At 64.3% G+C, this 21384-nt stretch carries 18 protein-coding genes; 7 read left to right on the top strand and 11 right to left on the bottom strand.

Features of this window, described 5'->3' with window-relative positions; translation table 11 throughout:
- Positions 1–67: 67 nt before the first annotated feature.
- The 5 genes from DGA31_RS26755 to DGA31_RS26735 form a co-directional block, all read right to left on the bottom strand.
- Positions 68–685 carry a TetR/AcrR family transcriptional regulator gene (locus DGA31_RS26755; RefSeq protein ID WP_109514548.1) on the bottom strand — a complete coding sequence of 206 codons (618 nt, stop codon included), beginning with the start codon at positions 683–685 and terminating at the stop codon, positions 68–70.
- 174 nt (positions 686–859) lie between these two features.
- A complete protein-coding gene (locus DGA31_RS26750) occupies positions 860–2182 on the bottom strand; it encodes an MFS transporter (protein ID WP_109514547.1) in 1323 nt (440 codons plus the stop codon).
- A gap of 177 nt (positions 2183–2359) precedes the next feature.
- The gene (locus DGA31_RS26745; protein WP_109514546.1) at positions 2360–3211 is read right to left on the bottom strand and encodes an NAD(P)-dependent oxidoreductase; all 852 of its coding nucleotides are present in this window, start codon (positions 3209–3211) and stop codon (positions 2360–2362) included.
- Positions 3212–3221: 10 nt separating this feature from the next.
- Entirely contained in the window at positions 3222–4223 is a 1002-nt protein-coding gene (locus DGA31_RS26740) for a transketolase family protein (RefSeq protein ID WP_056837226.1), read from the bottom strand.
- 1 nt (position 4224) lies between these two features.
- On the bottom strand, positions 4225–5097 hold the full coding sequence (locus DGA31_RS26735) for a transketolase (protein ID WP_109514545.1): 873 nt from the start codon (positions 5095–5097) through the stop codon (positions 4225–4227).
- A gap of 133 nt (positions 5098–5230) precedes the next feature.
- On the opposite strand from DGA31_RS26735, the gene DGA31_RS26730 reads away from it, so the two are divergent.
- The gene (locus tag DGA31_RS26730; RefSeq protein ID WP_056837222.1) at positions 5231–6136 is read left to right on the top strand and encodes a LysR substrate-binding domain-containing protein; all 906 of its coding nucleotides are present in this window, start codon (positions 5231–5233) and stop codon (positions 6134–6136) included.
- On the opposite strand, the gene DGA31_RS26725 is transcribed toward DGA31_RS26730, so the two are convergent.
- The 6 genes from DGA31_RS26725 to DGA31_RS26700 form a co-directional block, all read right to left on the bottom strand.
- Positions 6137–6964, bottom strand: a complete 828-nt coding sequence (locus tag DGA31_RS26725) for a hypothetical protein (RefSeq protein WP_109514544.1) — start codon at positions 6962–6964, stop codon at positions 6137–6139.
- A 130-nt stretch (positions 6965–7094) separates the two neighbouring features.
- Complete coding sequence (locus DGA31_RS26720) at positions 7095–7424, bottom strand: DUF2790 domain-containing protein (RefSeq protein WP_056837218.1); 330 nt, start codon at positions 7422–7424, stop codon at positions 7095–7097.
- A gap of 153 nt (positions 7425–7577) precedes the next feature.
- The gene (locus DGA31_RS26715; protein WP_109514543.1) at positions 7578–10706 is read right to left on the bottom strand and encodes a CusA/CzcA family heavy metal efflux RND transporter; all 3129 of its coding nucleotides are present in this window, start codon (positions 10704–10706) and stop codon (positions 7578–7580) included.
- 24 nt (positions 10707–10730) lie between these two features.
- A complete protein-coding gene (locus DGA31_RS26710) occupies positions 10731–12044 on the bottom strand; it encodes an efflux RND transporter periplasmic adaptor subunit (protein ID WP_109514542.1) in 1314 nt (437 codons plus the stop codon).
- A gap of 58 nt (positions 12045–12102) precedes the next feature.
- Positions 12103–13296, bottom strand: a complete 1194-nt coding sequence (locus tag DGA31_RS26705) for a TolC family protein (protein WP_109514541.1) — start codon at positions 13294–13296, stop codon at positions 12103–12105.
- Between the two features lie 198 nt (positions 13297–13494).
- Positions 13495–13962, bottom strand: coding sequence for a MarR family winged helix-turn-helix transcriptional regulator (locus tag DGA31_RS26700; RefSeq protein ID WP_109514540.1), 468 nt, complete (start codon positions 13960–13962; stop codon positions 13495–13497).
- 255 nt (positions 13963–14217) lie between these two features.
- Between DGA31_RS26700 and DGA31_RS26695 the strand changes: the two genes are divergently transcribed.
- The 6 genes from DGA31_RS26695 to DGA31_RS26670 all read left to right on the top strand — a co-directional run bounded on the left by DGA31_RS26695 (position 14218) and on the right by DGA31_RS26670 (position 21372).
- Positions 14218–15171, top strand: a complete 954-nt coding sequence (locus tag DGA31_RS26695; protein ID WP_109514539.1) for a PDR/VanB family oxidoreductase — start codon at positions 14218–14220, stop codon at positions 15169–15171.
- Between the two features lie 40 nt (positions 15172–15211).
- Positions 15212–16285, top strand: a complete 1074-nt coding sequence (locus tag DGA31_RS26690) for an aromatic ring-hydroxylating oxygenase subunit alpha (RefSeq protein ID WP_056837206.1) — start codon at positions 15212–15214, stop codon at positions 16283–16285.
- A 172-nt stretch (positions 16286–16457) separates the two neighbouring features.
- Positions 16458–17792, top strand: a complete 1335-nt coding sequence (locus DGA31_RS26685) for an MFS transporter (protein WP_109514538.1) — start codon at positions 16458–16460, stop codon at positions 17790–17792.
- A gap of 37 nt (positions 17793–17829) precedes the next feature.
- Complete coding sequence (locus tag DGA31_RS26680) at positions 17830–19107, top strand: OprD family outer membrane porin (protein ID WP_109514537.1); 1278 nt, start codon at positions 17830–17832, stop codon at positions 19105–19107.
- Between the two features lie 121 nt (positions 19108–19228).
- Complete coding sequence (locus DGA31_RS26675; protein ID WP_056837202.1) at positions 19229–19903, top strand: heavy metal response regulator transcription factor; 675 nt, start codon at positions 19229–19231, stop codon at positions 19901–19903.
- Positions 19900–21372, top strand: a complete 1473-nt coding sequence (locus DGA31_RS26670; RefSeq protein WP_109514536.1) for a heavy metal sensor histidine kinase — start codon at positions 19900–19902, stop codon at positions 21370–21372. Before DGA31_RS26675 ends, DGA31_RS26670 begins: the two co-directional genes overlap by 4 nt.
- The last annotated feature ends 12 nt before the right edge of the window (positions 21373–21384 follow it).

Here is a 21384-nt window from a genome sequence, read left to right as displayed (position 1 = left end):
CAAAATGATGATGGCGCTCACTTTGGGTCTAGTGACCAATTTAGTCAATAGTCACTAACGCGTCATTTCAGGGTGACAGACTGCGCAGCACCAGGCTCGACAGCTGCGCCGGGGCGTGCTCGATGTAGTCGAAACCATGCTGCAACAGCAACGGATTGAGGTAAGGCCTGATCACCAGGTAGATCGCCATGACCAGTTCATCCAGCGGCGTCTTGCGCTCGAAATCGCCGCTCTGGCGGCCAGCAAGCAGGATGTCCTTGAGCAGGTCACGAATCCGTGCCTCGTAGGCCATCGCTGCCGGCCAGCGCTCGGTGGCTGCCGATGTGGCGATTTCGTACAGCTTGCGCTCCTGGGAGAACAGCTTGAGGCTGGCCTGCACGATCGAGGCGAACAGGCGCCGCAGTTTCTCCGGCGGCGTATGGGCCTGCTCGACCGCGGCCCTCACCTCGGCCTCGATCTCGCTCAGGCAGCGGGCGCAGATCATCTCGCCGATGGCCTGCTTGGACTCGAAGAACTTGTAGATATAGGCCTTGGAAAAATCGATGGACCGGGCCAATTCCGACACGGTGGTCTTTTCATAGCCATACAGGCTGAAGTGCTCGGTGGCGGCGGCAACGATCTGATCGCGAACGTCATGATCGACCGGGCCGCGTGCGGGAACGGAGGAAGGGACTGTCTGGCTCATGGTGTGCAGCTTACCGGCAATCGTGAAAGGGCAACAAGTGACCGATTATAATTTTGGTCACGAACATTCATGACGTGCATCGCTGTAGGCATGACGCACGTTGCCGGCAGAGTATCAGGCTTGCAAGGCTCATGGCGCGCCAGGTCCGCACAGGCAGGACCTGGCGTGTAACGGTCAGCGGGGCGATGTCGCCAGGCCTGGCTGAACCAGATCCTGGCCCACCACCGCTGGCGCCGTCTCGGGCATGCGCAAGGCACAGGCGGTCGAGATCACCCCCAGGGCGCTGAACAACAAGGCCGGCCCGATCCAGCCGACCATCGCGAACAGGCCGGTGGCGATGAAGGGCAAGGCACCGGCCACCAGCGAGGCGCCGTTATACCCCAGCGAGATACCGGAAGAGCGCACATTGGGCGGGAACTGCTCGGTAAACCAGCTGGCTTCCACGGCAAAGATCGGGTCATGGCTGAGCAGCAAGGACAGCGCCACCGCCACTACAATCAGTGCCACCACACCGGTGTTGATCAACAGGAACAACGGGATACCGAAGGCGATGGTGAACAGTGAGCCGATCAGGAACACCTTCTTGCGCCCGATCCGGTCACTCAGAGCACCGAAATACAAGTGGCTGCCCAGCCCCAGGGCCGAACCGATCAGGGTGCCCCACAGCACGTTTTCCCGGGTCGCCACACCCGCCAGCAACACATACGAGAGCATGAAGCTGGTTGCCAGGTAATAGCCGCCGGTTTCGGCCAGGCGCAGGCCAACGATCTGCAGGATCTTGCGCCAGTCATTGCGGATCACGGTCAGGGCCGGCTGCTTGATCAGGGTGTTCTCGGCCTTCATTTTTTCAAACTCGGGCGACTCGCTGACGCCCATGCGAATCCACAGGCCGACACCGACCATCGCTACCGAGGCCAGGAACGGTGCCCGCCAGATCCAGTCGCCTTCCAGGTACGCGGCCGACAGCAGGAACGCGCCATTGGCCATCAGCAGCCCCAACGGGATGCCGATCTGCGGCACAGCACCGAAGAAGCCGCGCCGATGCGGCGGAGCATGCTCGCAGGCCATCAACACCGCCCCGCCCCACTCGGCGCCAAAGCCGATGCCCTGGATCATGCGCAATAGAATCAACAGGATCGGGGCGATCACCCCGGCCTGCTCATAAGTCGGGAGCGCGCCGATCAGCACCGTCGCGCCGCCCATCAGCAGCAACGACCACAGCAGCACCGACTTGCGTCCGATACGGTCACCATAGTGACCTGCCAGGTAGCCACCCAGCGGGCGCATGAAAAAGCCCACGGCCATGGTGGCGAAGGCCGCAAGAATGCCGACGATCGGCTCGGTGGTGTGGAAGAACACCGAGCCGAACCAGCCGGCCGCCGCCGTGCCGTAGATGAAGAAGTCGTAGCTTTCGACCGCCGAGCCGACCATCGAAGCAAAAGAGACTTTCGAAGCCTTGTCGTGCGGCCTGGTCGCCGCGCTGTCTGAATGACTCATAAAAAACCCGCCTTTATTGTTTTTGTCTGGGTGGGCAGACCGGGCCTGCCCTGTTGACTCATGATCGGATATGAAATCCACCTCGCAGGAGCGACCAGCGGTCGCGAACAGACGCTTCGCGACCGCTGGTCGCTCCTACAAAAAAGCCACGACGACGGATCGCCTACCGGACCGTTGTCACGGCAGTGCCCAGGTCTCGATCACGCGGCTGTCGTCGCGGGCGCCGAGGCCTGAACGGGCGGCGCTGGAAAATCGCTGGTGGGCGATGTCCAGCAGCGGTACGGCGGCCTTGCACGCCTGGGCCGCCTCGGCCACCAGGCCGCTGTCCTTGACGAAGATGTCGACCATGCTGGTGACCTGCGCATCAGTGCCCTGCAGCATGCGCGGCCCCCGGTCCGAGAGCATCCATGAACCACCTGCCCCGCGCTCGACCAGTGCCAGCACCTGAGCCGGGTCCAGGCCCAGTGCACCGGCCAGGCTCAGCGCCTCGGCGGCGGCAACCAGGTGCACCGAGCACAGGTGCTGGTTGACGACTTTAATAGCCTGGCCGTCCCCGACATGGCTGCCAGTGACCCTGACCTCGCCCATGGCACCGAGCACTGGCCCGACCTCATCGATATCGGCTTGCGTACCCGAGGCAAAGATCAGCAGGCTGCCGGTGTTGGCCCGCGCCACCCCGCCGGTTACCGGTGCATCGATCACCTTGACGCCCATGGCCGCCAGCCGCGCCCCTTGCTCACGCACAGCCGCAGGGCCCACGGTGCTCATGATCACCCAGTGCTGGCCCTGACGGACCTCGCTGAACTGCGTGACCAGGGCCTCAAGTTGCGCCGGCGTGGCGACCATCACCACCACCACAGCCGCATCCTGCGCCGCACGCCAGTCGCCGCTGGCCTCAAGCCCTGCGGCCTGGGCGCGGGCACGTCCCGCCTCGTGCAACTCGATGCCAATCACCCGGTGGCCGGCCTTGTTCACTTGCAGGGCCATGGGCAGGCCAATGGCGCCCAGACCAATGAATGCAACGTTCATAAGGCGCTCCTCAACCGAGCCACTGGCGAATGTTGGCGGCCATGATGGCCGTGGAAATCCCATAGCGATCATGCAGCGTCGGCAAGGCACCGGCGTCCAGGAAGGCATCGGGCAAGGCGATCTGGCGGAACTCGGGCGCCACCCGAGCCTTGAGCAAGGCCAGGGCCACGCTCTCGCCCAGCCCGCCGACGGTGCTGTGGTTTTCCGCCACGATCACCAGCCGGCCGCTGCGCCGGCACTGCTCGATAATGGTCGCCTCGTCGAGCGGCTTGATGGTCGGCACATGCAGCACCGCGACGTCGGCACTGCCATCGCCAAGCACCTTGGCCACTTCCAGGGCACGCATGGTCATGATGCCGCTGGCGATGATCAGCACGTCCTTGCCATCGCGCAGCAGGCTGGCCTTGCCCAGTTCGAACCGATAGTCGTACTCGTCCAGCACCATCGGCACCTTGCCACGCAGCAGGCGCATGTACACCGGGCCGTTGTAGCGGGCGATGGCGTCCACGGCCTGGGCCGTGTCCAGCGCGTCGCACGGGTCGATCACGGTCAGGCCCGGAATCGCGCGCATCAAGGCCAGGTCATCGGTGGCCTGGTGGCTGGGGCCGTAGCCGGTGGTCAGGCCGGGCAAGGCCGCGCAGATCTTCACATTGAGGTGTTCCTCGGCGATCACCTGATGAATGAAGTCATAGGCACGCCGGGTAGCAAACACCGCGTAGGTGGTGGCGAACGGCACCAGGCCTTCCTTGGCCAGGCCACCGGCGGCGGCCATCAACAGTTGCTCGGCCATGCCCATCTGTACGTGTCGCTCGGGAAACTCCCGGCCGAAGATATGCAGGTCGGTGTATTTCGACAAGTCAGCACTGAGGCCGACGATGCGCGAATCGCGCTCGGCGGCGGCCACCAGTGCGTGGCCGAAGGGCGCACTTTCAGTGCGCTGCCCTTCGCTGGCAATCGAGGCAATCATCGCCGAGGTGGTCAGCCTTGGCGTTGGCAAGGTTTCGCTGCCCATGTCAGTGCACTCCTTGGTCGTAGTGGGCGTCCAGCGCCGTCAGCGCCGCCTGCCACTCGTGTGGCTCGACGCGGATGAAGTGGTTTTTCTCGCGGGTTTCGAGAAAGTCCACGCCCTTGCCCATCAAGGTGTCGAAGAGAATGACCCGGGGCCGGGCCTCGGCCACCGCCATCGCGGTGTCGAATGCGCCCAGTACGGCCGCCAGGTCGTTGCCATCGACACGCTGCACGTGCCAGCCAAAGGCTTGCCACTTGTCGACCAGGGGTTCGAATTCCAGGACTTCGTGGGAGTTGCCATCGGCCTGCTGCTTGTTCAGGTCGACCAGCGCAATCAGGTTGCCCAGTTTGTGATGCGCCGCCGACATGGCCGCTTCCCAGGTTGCCCCCTCGTCCAGCTCACCGTCGGACATCGAATTGAACACCCAGGCCGGATTGCCCTTCATGCGCAGGCCCAGTGCCATGCCGACGCCGATGGCCAGGCCCTGGCCCAGCGAGCCCCCGGACATTTCCATGCCCGGGGTGTAGGTGGCCATGCCCGACATCGGCAGCCGGCTGTCATCGGCGCCGTAGCTGTCCAGCTCATCCTCGGCAATCACGCCGGCTTCGAGCAATGCCGCGTACAAGGCAATGGCGTAATGTCCGTGGGACAGCAAAAAACGGTCGCGGCCCTCCCAGGTGGGATCACCGGGGTCCAGCTTCATGGCATGGCAGTAGGCGACCGCCAGCACATCGGCCCAGCCCAGTGCCTGGCCGACGTAGCCCTGGCCCTGGACTTCACCCATGCGTAGCGCAAAGCGCCGGATGCGCCAGGCGTGATGGGCCAGCGCGGCAAGAGGCTCGGGGGGCGCAATCGCGCCTGAAGGAATTATTGTCATTGTGGTTTCCTGCTTGCGATAGAAATGGCCCCGTGCTGAACTGATGTTAAATATTCATCAAATAGTTCAAGCCGGAACGTAGAGCCACGCTATCACTGAGGTTTACACCCTTACAAAAGGCATTTTTACAATAATGAATGAACAAAATTCATCAATAGCCCGACTGCGCAAAGTGCCATTGTCATCGCTGCGCGTGTTTGAGGCGGCCGGGCGCAGCGGCTCATTTGCCGTGGCCGCACACGAGTTGGGCCTGTCGTCGAGCGCTGTCAGTCACTCGATTCGCAAGCTCGAAGACGCTATCGACCTGGTGCTGTTCGAACGCACCACTCGCGAGGTGAACCTCACCGTGCGCGGCCGCCTGCTGCTGGAGCATGTGCAGCGCGGGCTGGACGAAATGCACCGCGGCTTTGCCTTGGTCAATGCCGACGAGCCACCCCCGCTGCGCCTGCACACCGCACCCAGCTTCGGTACGCAATGGCTGATGCCACGCCTGGCGCGCTTCGTGGCTGCGCACCCGAATATCGACCTGCGCTTTTCGGCTAGCACCGAATACGCCCGCTTCGAGAACGACGACTTCGACCTGGACATTGTCTACGGCGAACCCAAGGGCAGCCTCAATGAAAAGGTGCCGCTGGCCGTCGAGCACCTTACGCCGCTGTGCAGCCCGCAGATCGCTGCCCGCATTCGCAGCCCGCAAGACCTCTACCAGCACACCCTGATTCAGTGCGAAGTGCAGATGCTGCAATGGAAAGGCTGGTTCGAGGCCAACCACCTGTTCGCGCCCCATCACTACGCCTTGCGCTTCGACCGCAGCGCCATGGCCATCGCGGCGGCCGTCAACGGCATGGGTGTGGTGCTGGAGTCGACCTTGCTGGCCGAAGGCGAATTGCAGAGCGGCACCCTGGTGGCGCCGCTGCGCAGCGTGACCCATGAGATCCAGTACATCGGGCATTACCTGGTGTACCCCAGGCGGCGCACCCGGCACGAGGCCTCGGAGGTGTTCAAGAAGTGGCTGCTTGATGAGATCGGGGTACGCTGATCAGTCGTTGATCCGGGTCATGACTTCACTGACCCGCTGGCCATCGAGAAAAAAGCTGTAGCGCAATCTGGCATCAGGGGTGGGTTGCAGGACAATGGTGTTGTTCGACTTGTGGAACGGATGGCGAAAGAGCAAGGGGTTGTCGGAATAGGCAAAACTCTGGAAATGCAGTTCATCGCCGACCCAGCGGACATCGTTGAACAGGTGATGCCAGTTTTCATCACCGGCATTGAGCAGGTAATAGCGGCCGGTAGCGTCACGGACGATTTCCAGCAGCATCTGGTCTTCGGCCCCGGCCCACTTGCCGACGTAGCGGCCCATGTCGGGGTGGTCCGGCAAGGTCGGTGCCGGCAAAAAATCATCGGGCTGATAAGGCGTGCGTCGCGCCAGTTCGGTGCCACGGGCAGGATCGTGCGGGCATGACGCCGCGATCCTGTCGACCTTGCGGTAGTCGAATGTCAACCGCCGAGGCCCCACTTCACGCACCAGTTGCAGGCGTTCTGCCGAAAGGGACAGGACGTTGAATTCGTAGGTGCCCAAGGGTGACGAGACATGGATCGTCTGCCCGTCTTCGGCCAGCCGGTAGTCGAAGGTTTGCACCGGTTGCGCACGCGGGTGCCTGCAATTGACCGGGTGCAACAACAAGGCGCCATCGGCGCGGTACTCGGCCACGGTGGCCGTGCCGTCCTGCAGCGGCTGCAGGGCCCAGATGCCCACGAGACGCGAGTTGACTGCCAGTGAATTCGTGGCATTCAGGTCACTGCTCTGGTAGGCACAACCACTCAGAATCAGGGTGCTCAGGACCAGGGGCATGAACGGGCTCGACACGATGCTCCTCCATGGTGGCATTGTTCAACGGCCCGGGTGCAAACCTGCATGCACCTGCACCCGATTGCGTTAATCGTAGTACGAGTATCGTAAAAAGCCCGGCTGAGCATCAAATGAGCGGGTCAAGGGCTTATGAGTTGCTGCGACACTCACTCATGGCCCGGTATTGCAGCGCGTTGAGTTCGCCTCTGGAGTCCTTGTAGATCATCAGGCGCGGGGCGACTTCACAGGTTTTCTGCAAGGGCGACTTGAACACGATGCGGGCGACGTCCAGCTTCATGCCATACCGGTACTCGACAATGTCAGGTGCGGGCAGGTTCTGCCGGCTGGCGTGGTCCTGCACGATGCGCTGATAGTTGCTCAACGTCTGGGTCGATACCGAATGGTCGGGCCGGGAGGCCTGGGCGGCCAGGGGCATGGACATCACCAGGGCGGTCAACAAGGCGGTGGACAGTTTCATCGGGGTTCTCCTTCAAAAGATGAAGCCAGATTAACCACCGGTCGCTTGCCGGAGCATGGCGTGAACATGACCATTTCGTCATGTGGCCTTGTGCACACCGCTGCATGAAAAAACCCGCGACATGCCTTGGCGCGGGTTTTTTACCTTAGGGAATCAATCCGGGTCGCGCCGATGCGCCCATTGATACAACGCCGGCAACACCAGCAGCGTGAGCATGGTCGAGGACAGGATGCCGCCGATCACCACCGTTGCCAGCGGACGCTGCACCTCGGCGCCGGTGCCGGTGGCCAGGGCCATGGGAATGAAGCCCAGCGACGCCACCAGCGCGGTCATCAACACCGGACGCAGGCGGGTCAAGGCACCTTCATGGACCGCGTTCTGCAACGAGCGCCCCTCTTCGCGCAGGGCACGGATAAAGGCGATCATCACCAGGCCATTGAGCACCGCCACACCCGACAGGGCGATAAAACCCACGCCGGCCGAAATCGACAGCGGAATATCACGCAGCCACAGCGCCAGCACCCCGCCGGTCAGGGCAAACGGGATACCGGTGAACACCAGCAGGCCATCCTTGAGGTTGTTGAACATCATGAACAGCAAGGTCAGCACCAGCAGCAAGGCAATCGGCACCACGACCTGCAAGCGCTGGGCCGCCGATTGCAGTTGCTCGAACTGCCCACCCCACGCTGTCCAGTAACCGGTCGGAATGCGCACTTTTTCCTGCAGGGTCAGCCCGGCCTCCTCGACGAACGAGCCCAGGTCACGGCCCCGCACGTTGGCACTGACCACCACCACGCGCTTGCCGTTTTCACGGCTGATCTGGTTGGGGCCCAGCTCCAGGTCGAGGCTGGCAACCTGACTCAGGGTGATAAAGCCGATCTGTTGCCCCGCACTGCCGGGCACCGGGATCAGCAGGCTGGCCAGCGCCTGCGGGTCGGTGCGCAGCGTTTCGGGCAGGCGCACCATCATGTCGAAGCGCCGGTCGCCTTCATACAGCGTGCCGGCCTCACGGCCGCCTACGGCAATCGCCAGGGCATCCTGCACGTCACCGATATTCAGGCCATGACGCGCCGCCTTGTCGCGGTCGATATTGATGGTCAGCACCGGCAGACCGGTGGTCTGCTCGACCTTGACTTCCGAGGCACCGGGCACCGTCTGCAAAGTGCTGGCGATGGTGGCGGCGGTCTGGTTGAGCACGTCCATGTCGTCGCCATAGACCTTGACCGCCACGTCACTGCGCACCCCGGAAATCAGCTCGTTGAAGCGCAACTGAATGGGTTGTGACAACTCGTAGTTGCTGCCCGGCACGCTGGCCGCAGCCTGTTGCAGCTCGGCAATCAGCGTCTCGCGGGACTTGCCCGGGTCCGGCCACTCGCTGTGCGGCTTGAGCATCACATAGGCGTCGGAAATGTTCGGCGGCATCGGGTCAGCGGCAATTTCAGCGGTACCTGTGCGGGCAAACACGCGCTCGACCTCAGGCATTTTCGCCATGATCGCCTTTTCAAGACGCTGCTGCATGTCCACCGACTGGCTCAGGCTGGTACCCGGCACGCGCAGGGCCTGCAAGGCGAAGTCGCCTTCGCTCAGGCTGGGAATGAACTCGCTGCCCATGCGGCTGGCGGTCAAGCCCGACAGCACCACCAGCACAACGGCCAACGCAAAGGCGATGCTGCGATGTGCCAGCACCCAGTCCAGCACCGGGGCATAGCCCTGGCGGGCCTTGCGCATCACCAGGCCCTCTTCTTCCTTGACCTTGCCGGTCACAAACAGCGCAATCGCCGCCGGCACAAAGGTCACCGACAGGATCATCGCGCCCAGCAAGGCGATGACCACGGTAAAGGCCATGGGGTGGAACATCTTGCCCTCGACCCCGGTCAGGGCAAAGATCGGCAGGTACACCACCATGATGATCAACTGGCCGAAGATCAGCGGCCGGCGGGCTTCCCTGGCGGCAGCGAACACCTCGTGGAAGCGCTCCGAGCGGGTCAGCAGCCGGCCATGCTTGTGCTGCGCATGCGCCAGGCGGCGTATGGCGTTTTCGACGATCACCACCGCACCATCGACGATAATGCCGAAGTCCAGCGCGCCCAGGCTCATCAGGTTGGCACTGACGCGGTTGGCGAACATGCCGGTGAAGGTAAACAGCATGGCCAGCGGAATGACCATCGCGGTAATCAGCGCCGCACGGATATTGCCCAGGAACAGAAACAGGATGGCGATGACCAGGATCGCGCCTTCGATGAGGTTTTTCTTCACCGTGGCGATGGCCTTTTCCACCAGATGGGTGCGGTCGTAGACGGTGACGGCGCTGACGCCCTCGGGCAGGGTGCGGTTGATCTCGGCCAGGCGGGCGGCCACGGCCTGCGAAACGCTGCGGCTGTTTTCGCCAATCAGCATGAACACCGTGCCCAGCACCACTTCGCGACCGTTTTCGGTGGCCGCGCCCGAACGCAACTCCTTGCCGATCATGACCTCGGCCACGTCGCTGACCCGCACCGAGGTGCCCTGCACATGGGTCAGGACCACATTGGCGATGTCTTGCAGGCTGCCCAACTGGCCGGGCGCGCGAATCAGCAACTGCTCGCCGCTGCGTTCGATGTAGCCGGCGCCGACGTTGGCGTTGTTGCGCTCAAGAGCCGTGAGCAGGTCATTGAGGGTCAGCTTGTAGGCCGCCAGCTTGCGTGGGTCGGGGGCGATCTGGAACTGCCGGGCAAAGCCGCCGATGGTATTGATCTCGGCCACGCCGGGCACGTTGCGCAGCTGCGGCTTGATGACCCAGTCCTGGATGACCCGCAGGTCGGTGGGCGTGTAAGGCGTGCCATCGGGCTTGCGCGCCTCGTCACGGGCCTCGACCGTCCACAGGAAAATTTCGCCCAGGCCGGTGGACACCGGGCCCATGACCGCATCGACCCCGGCCGGCAATTGCTGGCGAGCGTTCTGCAAGCGTTCGCTGACCCACTGGCGGGCGGCGAACAGGTCGGTGCCCTCCTTGAAGATCACCGTGACCTGCGACAACCCGGAGCGCGACAGCGAGCGGGTCTGTTGCAGGCCGGGCAGCCCGGCCATCGCGGTCTCGATGGCAAAGGTGATGCGCTGTTCGGTTTCCAGCGGCGAAAAACCGGGTGCAGCAGTATTGATCTGCACCTGGACATTGGTAATGTCCGGCACCGCATCAATCGGCAGTTTCTGGTAGCTGGCGATCCCCAGCCCGGCCATGAGCAGGACCGCGAGCATCACGACGATGCGCTGCTCGATAGCGAATTGAATCAGGCGTTCAAACATGCAGGCGTACTCGTGGGCAGCGGATCAATGGGAGTGCTCGGCCGAACCTTTGCCCAGCTCGGATTTGAGGACGAAACTGCCGGCGGCTGCGACCTGGCTACCGGGCTGCAAGCCTTCAAGAATCTCTACATGCCCGCCGGTCTGACGGCCGGTCCTGACCGGTTGCAACAGGAAGCCCTCGGCGTTGCGCACGAACACCGAGGGGCGGTTTTCCACCGTCTGCAGTGCCGCCTCCGGCACGGTGACGGCGGCCCGGGCCTGGGCCACGGTCACGTCGATATTCACCAGCAACCCCGGGCGCCAGGCGCCCTGCGGGTTGGCCAGGGTCACCCGCACCGGCGCGGCGCGGCTCTGCTCGCCCAACAGGCTGCCGACATAACCCACCCGCCCTTCGACCCGGGCATTGAGGTCAGGCGCGGTCACCGTGACCGAGCGCCCCACCTGCACCTTGTCCAGGTCCTTGGCGGTGACGCCGAAGGTGGCCCAGACCCGGGTCAGGTCTGACAAGGTGAAGGCATTGCTGGCCTCGCTGACCACTTCGCCCTGGGTCAGGTGCTTTTCGACGATCATGGCGTCGAACGGCGCCACCAGCTCATAGCGGTTGCCGCCGGCCGGGTTGAGCCCGGCGCCGATCACCGCCAGCTTCTGCCGGGCATTGGTGACGTTGATCTGCGCCTCTTCAAAGGCCTGTCGGGCCAACTGGTAATCCTGCTCGGCCGAGATCTTGTCCTGCCACAGGGTCTTTTCGCGCTGCAGGGTGCTGCGGGCGGTTTCCAGCCGGCGCTGGGCGGCGCTCAGCTCGCTGCGTTGATCGGCGATCTGCGGGCTGGCGATCATGGCCAGGACCTGGCCTTTTCTGACCGGTTGCCCCAGCTCGACCAGCACTCGCTCCACCACGCCACCGACCCGGGGCACCAGGTGCGCGGTGCGGTCTTCATCGAAGCGGATCTCGCCGGGAAAACTCACAGCCACGCCCATCGGCCGAGCCGTGGCGACGGCCAGTTCGATGCCGGCGCTGGCGATCTGCTCAGTCGACAACGCCAGCTGGCCTGCTTCGTGGCCCTCTTCTTCATGCCCCTCTTCTTCATGAGCATGGCCGTCATCGGCCTTGGCGGTTTTCTCATCGCCATGGCTTTTCTCTTCATGACCGGCCTGGTCATGCTCATGGTCATCGTCCTTGGGCGTGGCCGGCGCCTTGGCCGGGGTCACGGGCGCGGCCGGCTGCGGATGATCGTGATCATGATCGTCATGGGACTCTTCGGCGTTCAGGCTCAGACTGCCCAGGCCGACAAGGCCGGCCAGCGCCACGGCAAGGGCAAGGCTGCGTGTGTTGTTCATGGAAGCTCCAGGTCATGGCCGGCCAGCAATGGCTGGCTCCACGGCCGAAAATCGAGGGTCAGGGATGAGTGGCGACGCGACCGAAATCGCCGTAGATGCGCTCGATGGCCACCTGGGCTTCAGTGGCCGAGGCCAGCGCGTCCAGGTAGCGGCTGCGGGCATCGATCAGGGTGCGCTGGGCGTCCAGCACGTCGATGAAACCGAACTTGCCGACCTCGAAACCGCGTGTGGCGGTGTCTACGGCCTGTTGCGCGGCCGGGAGGATCACGCCGGTAAAGGACGCCGCTTCACTGGCGGCGTTGTTCCACTGGTCCAGCGCCGAACGGGTCTGGGTGCGCAGGTCAAGCTCTACGGCATTGCGCAGGTCGCGGGCCTGGTCGGCGCGGCGCGAGGCGGCCAGCACATTGCCCTGGTTGCGGTCGAACAGCGGCAGCGGCACCGACAGGCCGACCACATTGATGCGTTCGCGCTCTTCGCGGCTGTACTGGCTGCCGAGGCTGACGGTGAGGTTGGGGATGCGCTGGGCCCGCTCGGAGCCCACCGAGGCCTCGCGCTGCCGGATCTGCGCCTCGGCCAGACGCATGGCCGGCACCTGCTCAAGCACGGCCAGCAAGCGTGCGGCCGCCGGCGCCGAGGGCGGCGCGAGATCAGCAAAGCCCAGGCGTTGCCCTTCATGTTCCGGCGTACCGGTCACCCGGGCCAGTTGCCGCTGGCTGTCGGCCAGTTGGGTGCGGGCCTTGCGCAGTTGCAGTTCGGTTTCGGCCAGTTGCACCTGGGCGCGGGTGGCCTCGATGGGCGAGACCTGCCCGGCACGTACCCGGCCATCTGCGACGTGCAGGCCACGCTCGGCCAGGCGGCGCGACTGCTCGGCCAGTTCGACGGCGGTCTGCGCGCGTGCAGCCGCATAAAATGCCTGAGTCACCGTTGCGCGCAGCTCATGGGTGCGACGCTCCAGCTCAAGCCGGGCAGTGTCCTGGCCGCGCTCGGCGACATCGATACGGGCCCCGCGCTTGCCGCCCAGCTCCAGTGCCTGGCTGAGCATCACCGTGGTGGTGCGGGTGGCGCGGCGGGTGTCTTCGACTTCCCACGACAACTCGGGGTTGGGCATCAGCCCGGCCTGCTGGCGCTCGCCGTCGGCGATGCCAAGGTCCTGGCGCACGGCAGCCAGCTCGGGATTGCGCGCAAAGGCGCCGTCAATGGCCTGCGCCAGCGTCAGGTCGGCGGCTTGCAGGTAGCCGGCGGACACGAGCATCACACACAGCACGCCAAACCGGACCAGACGCCTGCGGCAGCCGGTTTTCAGGAAAAGGTCTTGATCTGCAGGCACGTTTACAGCTCCCCGTCACACACTGGCCAGGCCCTGAGCGGGCCGAATATTGAGTGCGAGGGACTGTAGGGAACTGCCGTTATCGGCAGGATTGCCTGAACATTACAATTTCGTTATATGCGGTTACACCGCCGGATCATAGTCATTCACATGGCCCACCTGACGCTGCAAACGCCCCAGCAGATCGATCAGGGTGTCCACCTCTTGCGGCGACAAATCGCCGAGCAGACGCCGCTCGCGCTCCAGCGCCACCTTGATCACCCGGTCATGCAGCGCCTGGCCACTGTCGGTCAGGCTGATGGTGTAGCGCCGGGCATCCCTGGGGTCGACCTGGCTGCGAATATGCCCGGCGGCTTCCAGTGTCTGCAACGAACGACTGGCTGCGCTCTTGTCCAGGCCGACGACCTGGCAGATACGGTTGGCGGTGATGTCGCTCTCGACCGCCAGCATGGACAGCATCCGCCACTCCACCACACCGATGCCGAAATGCTTGCGGTAGCACTGCGAGGCACCGGTGCCGAGCTTGTTGGTGAGGAAAGTAAGCAGGCCTGGCACATAGCGGGCAAGGTCGAGCTGGGCGGCGGAGGACATGGCGAAAATACCTTGGGTCAGTAGCACACGAAAATTAGTTGACACCGCAACCAATTGGATAGAGGATCTGCCTCATCAGCATACCCAACCTCACAACAATAATGATCAGGTGCCTGCCATGAGTCCGTCCGACCGCCACACCCTCTCCCCGCCCCGGCACCTCACGTGACCGGTCCGGCCAGCCTGCGCTGACCGGACCCGATACGTTTTTCAACCTGTTTTTTCAACAGCCATTTGAGTATGGAGGGGCACGTCATGCTTGAAGTCCATGTTACGGGCAAGACCGTCGAAGCCTTGGGCATCTGCAGTTTCGAACTGCGGGCCATCGATGGCGGGCCGCTGCCGGCCTTCGAGGCCGGTGCGCATGTCGATGTGCACATCGCGCCGGGGCTGACCCGGCAATACTCGCTGTGCAACGACCCGCGCGAGCGGCATCGCTACCTGATCGGCGTGCTGCGCGACCCGGCCTCGCGCGGCGGCTCGAACGCCCTGCACGATACGCTGCATGTCGGCCAGACGCTGACCCTCGGCACGCCACGCAACCTGTTCGCCCTGGCGCCCACCGGCACGCGCCACCTGCTGCTTGGGGGTGGCATCGGCATCACACCGATGCTGGCGATGGCACATGAACTGCATCACCGGGGCGCCGACTTCGAGCTGCATTACTGCTTTCGCAGCCGTGACCGCGCCGCCTTCGTACCGATGCTCGAACAGTGCGCCTTCGCCCGTCATGTCTGTCTGCACGATGACAGCGGTGCCCTCCTGCAAAAGCTCGACGCGCCGGCCCTGCTGGGTACACCGACGGCCGGCAGCCACCTGTATGTGTGTGGCCCGGGCGGCTTCATGCAGCACATCCTCGACACCGCACGCGCAGCCGGCTGGCCCGAAGCGCAGGTGCACCGCGAATTCTTCGTCGCCACGGCGGCCGATCCTGCGACCAATACCGCGTTCGAAATCGAGCTGGCCAGCAGCGGCCGGGTGCTGTGCGTACCGCCCGAGCGGACGGTGTTCGAGGTGCTCGATGAAGCCGGCGTCATGATCGACTCCTCTTGCGAGCAAGGCGTCTGCGGCACCTGCCTGACCCGCGTACTGGCGGGCATCCCGGATCATCGGGATCAGTTTCTGACCCCTGCCGAGCAGGCCGCCAACGACTGCTTTCTACCCTGCTGCTCACGGGCGCACTCCAAGCGCCTGGTGCTGGACCTTTGATCGCCCCCTCAAAACAACAACCGTGCCCCTGGAGACCCTCATGACCTCATCCACCGCTCAAGCGCTCGCCCATGACGCCGCCGCACCGGCCACGCCACGCTTTGCCCTGGACCAATGGTACGTCGCGGCCCTGGCCTGGGAGCTGCAGGACAAACCGCTGGGACGCACCTTGCTGAACACCCCCGTGGTGCTGTTTCGCACCGCCGACGGCCAGGTCGCGGCGCTGGAAGACCGCTGCTGTCATCGCGCCCTGCCCTTGTCCAACGGCACGCTTGAAGCCGGCGGCCTGCGCTGTGGCTATCACGGTCTGCTGTTCGACGAAGGCGGCCGCTGCATCGAGATCCCGGGGCAGGACAAGATCCCCGGCAAGGCGCGGGTGTCGGCCTATCCGGTGCGTGAGCAGGACCAGATCGTCTGGATCTGGTTTGGCAGCGCCGCGCATCCCGAGCCGTTGTGCGAGCCACCGGTCTATGACGTGCACAGCAGCGGCAAATACCTGTTCGACGGCAGCGTGTACCACTACGACGCGCCCTATCAACTGATCCACGACAACCTCATGGACCTCAGCCACCTGGGCTATGTGCACCTGCGTACCATCGGCGGCAATGCCGGCATCCACATGAATGCGCACATGCGTGTCGAAGGCGACGACCACGTCGTGCGCGTGGTGCGCCATATGCCGGACTCGGTGCCGCCACCGACCTACAGCGCCGCCTATCCGTTCAAGGACAAGATCGATCGCTGGCAGGAAATCGAGTTTCATGTCAGTCATCTGCGCATCTGGACCGGCGCGGTCGACGCTGGCAGCGACGATCTCAATGACCCGCAGCGTGGCGGCTTTCACATGCGCGGCTTTCATGGCGTCACGCCCGAGACCGACACCACCAGCCATTACTTCTGGACCATGGCCACCAACCCTGAACACGATGCCGAGGCGGTCAAGGCCAAGGTCATCGAGCAGACCATCCTGACCTTCGACGAAGACAAACAGATCATCGAGGCCCAGTACCGCAACATGTGCCGCTTCGGTACACGCCCCATGATCGACATTCACGTCGACGCCGGCGCCAACCGCGCACGACGGATCATCGAGCGGTTGCGCCTGGCTTCGTGAACCCGGTGTAGATCGCTGAAACAGGCTCATTCCGAGCCGCCCTGCATGCGCCACTGACCACAAAAACAAAAAGGTATCGCCATGTTCCTCATTTGCCCCATTCGCCGTGGGCTGGCTTCGGCCGCCCGCCATTTGCCTGTTGCCCTGCACACCCTGAACGGAGCCTGACGCCATGCCCGCATCGATCGGACTGCAGATGGATGAAAAACCCATGGTCAGGTTTCAATGGGGCGTGGTCGCGCTCTGCTTCCTGATCAATATGCTCGATGGTTTTGACGTGCTGGTCATGGCCTTTACCGCCGCCTCCGTGTCGGCCGAATGGAGCCTGTCCGGCACCCGCCTGGGCTACTTACTCAGCGCCGGCCTGGTGGGCATGGCCATCGGCTCGCTGTTTATCGCGCCGTGGGCCGACCGCTTCGGTCGCCGCCCTTTGATCCTGTTGTGCGTGGGCGTGGCCGGTGCCGGCATGGTCGCCTCGTCACAGGCCGGCTCGCCGCTGGTGCTGGGCGCCTGGCGGCTGCTGACCGGGCTGGGCATCGGCGGCATCCTGGCCAGCAGTTATGTGATTGCCGGCGAGTACGCCAACAAGCGCTGGCGCGGCCTGGCCATCAGCCTGCAAAGCACCGCGTATGCGCTGGGCGCGACCCTCGGCGGGCTGATCGCCACGCAGATGATCCCGGCGCTGGGCTGGCGCTCGGTGTTCCTGTGCGGCGGACTGGTCACGCTGGCGACCCTGCCAGTGCTATGGCTGTGGTTGCCCGAATCGTTGGCCTTTTTGCTGTCGCGCCAGCCGACCGGGGCGCTGGCGCGAGCCAATCGCCTGTTGCGCGCGGTGAAGCTGGCCGGCATCGAATACCTGCCGACTATCACCCACAGCGCCAGCCCGTCCTTGCGCACCACCTTTGCCCGGTTGTTCTCGGCGCCCTTGCTGCGCTCGACGCTGCTGATCTGGGCGGCCTTTTTTCTGGTGATGTTCGGTTTCTACTTCGTCATGAGCTGGACCCCGCGCCTGCTGGTGGCGGCCGGGCTGTCCAACCAGCAAGGCATCACCGGCGGCGTATTGCTCAACGTGGGCGGCATCTTCGGCACCGCCCTGGTCGGCCTGCTGGCAGCGCGCTTTCGCCTGTCACGGGTATTGATGGTCTACCTGCTGATCAATGCGGTGCTGGTGGCCGGGTTTGTCAGGTTCACCGACAACCTGGCCGTGACCTTCGCGCTGGTGGTGCTGATCGGCATTTTCGTCAATGGCTGCGTCGCCGGCCTCTACGCCTTGACCCCGACGATCTACGCCGCCGGCCAGCGGGTCACCGGCCTGGGCTGGGGAATTGGCATCGGCCGGGCGGGTGCGATTGCTTCACCGCTGGTGGCCGGCCAACTGATCGATGCGCACTGGCAACCGGCCGACCTGTATGGGCTGTTCGGCCTGGCCTTTGTGCTCGCCGCACTTATCGTCGGCCTGCTCAAGGCCCAATCGGTCCAGCCCCTGCGCAGCGCGACCAACCTGTAAACGGCAGCCGACAACCCCCATAAAAAGGGCACATGCAATGATCTCTCGCTATCGAATCGCCAGCCTGTATGGGCTGGGCGTGGCTGCCGCCTGCGCGTCGTACAGCGCCGTGGCAGGCTTTCTGGACGAGTCCGGTTTCAGCGTGACGGCACGCAACTACTACCTGGACCGCGACTTCAAGGGTGACACCCCCTACCCGGCCGCGCGCGAATGGGCACAGGGTTTCATCTTCAAGGCGCAATCGGGGTTCACCGAAGGCCGGGCCGGTTTTGGCCTCGACCTGACCGGCCTGTTGGGCCTGCGGCTCGACTCATCGGCGCAGCACACCGGCACCCAGTTGCTGCCCTTCGACCCGCAGACCCGCCAGGCCCGGGATGAATACTCGGAACTGGGGGCGACCCTCAAGGCCCGCCTCGACCAGACCCGATTCAGCTACGGCACCCAGTTCCCGAACCTGCCGGTGATCACGGCCAGCCCGGCACGGCTATTGCCGCAATCGTTTCGTGGCACCCAGGTCACCAGCGATGCCATTGAGCGCCTGACCCTGCACGCCGGACGCATGGACCGGGTCAACCTGCGTGACTCGACCGATGAACAATCGATGTCGGTGGCCTCGCCCAACGGCCGCTTCAGGGCCGGTGCGTTGTCTGAGCGGTTCGACTTCATCGGCGGTGACTACCGAGCCACCGATGCCCTGACCCTGCGCTATTACCATGCCCGCCTGCAGGACATCTACACCCAGGATTTCGTCGGGGCGTTGCACACCTGGCCCTTGGGGCCGGGCCGTCTGAAGAGCGACCTGCGCCTGTTCGACAGCCGCGAGAACGGTCGGGCCGAGGCGGGCCCTGTCGATAACCTCAATGCCGGGCTCATGCTCAGCTATCAACTGGGCGCGCAGACGCTGGGGCTGGGCTACATGCACCTGAGCGGAGACACCGCCATGCCCTACCTGGGCGGTGGCGAACCGGCGGTGCTCAGCGACGGCACATTGAGCGCCGATTTCGTCAACCCCGGAGAACGCACCTGGGTGGCACGCTACGACTATGATTTTGCAGCCGTCGGCGCGCCCGGCCTCAAGGGCATGCTGCGTTATCTGCGCGGGCACCATATCGACCTGCCCAGGCTGGGCGGCAACAGCCTGGCGGAATCGTCCAAGGACCTTGAGCTGTCGTACGTGGTGCAAGCCGGTGTTGCCAAGGGGCTGGCATTTCGGGTGCGTCATGCGTTCTATCGCAGTGACCTGAGCGGCGCTGCAACGTTTCGTAACGACAATGAAACCCGCGTAAACGTGGACTACACCTTCAAACTCTGGTGAGTACCCGATAAAGATCCCGTCCAGCGCTTGACCTTATAGCCACTCCAGACTTCACAATCGCGCCCGGCACAGCGCCTGAGACGCTTGCCGGCGGCGATACTCCCTGAATCTGGATCTTTCTATGCGCATTCTTGTTGTCGACGACGAGCCCAAGACGGCCGAATACATGCATCAGGGCCTGACCGAAAGCGGCTATGTGGTGGACATCGCCAGCACCGGTATCGATGGCCTGCACATGGCCTGCACACAGGATTACGAACTGGTCATCCTGGATGTGAACCTGCCGCTGATGGAGGGCTGGGAGGTACTGGCGGCGCTGCGCAAGGCGCGCCCGACCCGGGTGATGATGGTCACCGCGCGCGGGCGGCTCGAAGAGCGGGTCAAGGGCCTGGACATGGGCGCCGACGATTACCTGGTCAAGCCGTTCGAGTTTCCCGAGCTGCTGGCCCGGGTGCGCACGCTGCTGCGGCGCAGCGAGCAACCGGGCACGCCCGAAGTGCTGAGCATTGCCGACCTGGAGCTGGATCACGGTCGGCACCGGGCCTTTCGCGCCGGCCGGCGCATCGACCTGACCACCAAGGAATTTGCCCTGCTGCACCTGCTGATGCGTCACAGCGGCGAGGTGCTGTCACGCACGCGCATCATTTCCCAGGTCTGGGACATGAACTTCGATTGCGACACCAACGTGGTCGAGGTCTCGATCCGCCGCCTGCGGGCCAAGATCGACGATCCGTTCGAGTGCAAGCTGATCCACACCCTGCGCGGCGTCGGCTATGTGCTGGAAGCACGCCCATGAGTGCCCCGCGCGGGTCGCTTCCGGTCACCGTGCGCCTTTCAACGCGCCTGGGCCTGACGGTCAGCGCACTGTGCGCCCTGCTGGTGCTGGGCATGACCACGCTGTCGTGTGTGACCATCTCGCGCCAGCTCGACCAGCGCGCCGAAAACGCGCTGAACGACAAGCTCAGGCAGGTGCGCCACAGCCTGAGCGAAAGCACCTGGTCGGTCACCGACAGCCAGTTCAACTCGCACAGCCTGCGCGATCAGATCGTCGGCCATGACAACTTCACCCTGACCCTGCTCGATGCCAGTCCCCCGCACACGCGCCTGCTGGTCATCGGCCAGAACGAAAACACGCCGCTGCCCACCCTGAGCCTTACCGGCCAGGAACGCGAATTCGAGCGTATCAATGCCGCCCAGGGCCATGAGCTGCTGGTGACGTCCACACGGATAGCGCTGCCCAGCGGCCAACAGGTGCTGGCGGTGCTGGCCATGGACCGGCAGGACGACACCACGCTGCTGTTGGCCTATGTACAGTCCTCGCTGCTGGCGGTGCCGCTGATTCTGCTGCTGGTCGGTGGCGGTGCCTGGTGGGCGGTGCAGCGGGCACTGCGCCCGCTCAAGGCCTTTGGCAAGGTGGCCGGCAAAGTCTCGGCACGCGACCTGTCGCAGCGCATGGTCGTCAGCGGCCTGCCCGATGAGCTGCAACAGCTGGCCCAGGCCATCAACATCATGCTGCAACGCCTGGACGATGATGTCCGCCAGTTGGCGCAATTCAGTGACGACCTGGCCCATGAGCTGCGTTCGCCGATGAACAACCTGATGGGCAAGGCCCAGGTGACGCTGTCCCGGGAACGCCCGGCCGGCGAGTACAAACAGGCGCTGGAGTCGTGCACCGAAGAACTGGAACGGCTGTCGCGCATGGTCGCGCAGATGCTGTTTCTGGCCAGCGTCAACCAGCCCTCGACGCCCCTGGCCAGCGAGCCGGTCAACCTGCGCGAAGAAGCCGACAGGGTGGTCGAGCTGTTCGACCTGCAAGCCGAAGACAAGACCATCGCTTTGTCCGTGAGCGGCAATGCCTGCACCCGCGGTGACCGGCTGATGATCCAGCGGGCCATCTCCAACCTGCTGTCCAACGCCATCCGCCACGCTCCGCCCGGCAGCCGCGTGACGCTGGACCTGATGCAGCAGGCCGGCCACGCGGTGCTGGCGCTGAGCAATCCGGGACCTGGCATCGCCGGCGAGCACCTGCCACGGCTGTTCGACCGGTTCTACCGCGTGCACACCAGCCGCGCCCGGCACGAGGGCGGCACCGGCCTGGGCCTGGCCATCGTGCGCTCGATCATGACCGTGCACGATGGCCAGGTCGAGGTTGAAAGCGAACCCGATGGCCTGACCACCTTCCGCCTGATCTTCCCCCACGACGGCGCCCGCCTGTCACCCCTCCAACGAACGAGCAAGACCTATGCGATTCTCGAACCTCAATAAGCCCCTGCGTCC

It is taken from the genome of Pseudomonas ovata (assembly GCF_003131185.1).
GTDB classification, from domain to species: Bacteria; Pseudomonadota; Gammaproteobacteria; order Pseudomonadales; family Pseudomonadaceae; genus Aquipseudomonas; species Aquipseudomonas ovata.
The sequence above is the reverse complement of the archived record's forward strand: the minus strand, read 5'-3'. Positions and strand labels throughout refer to the sequence as shown.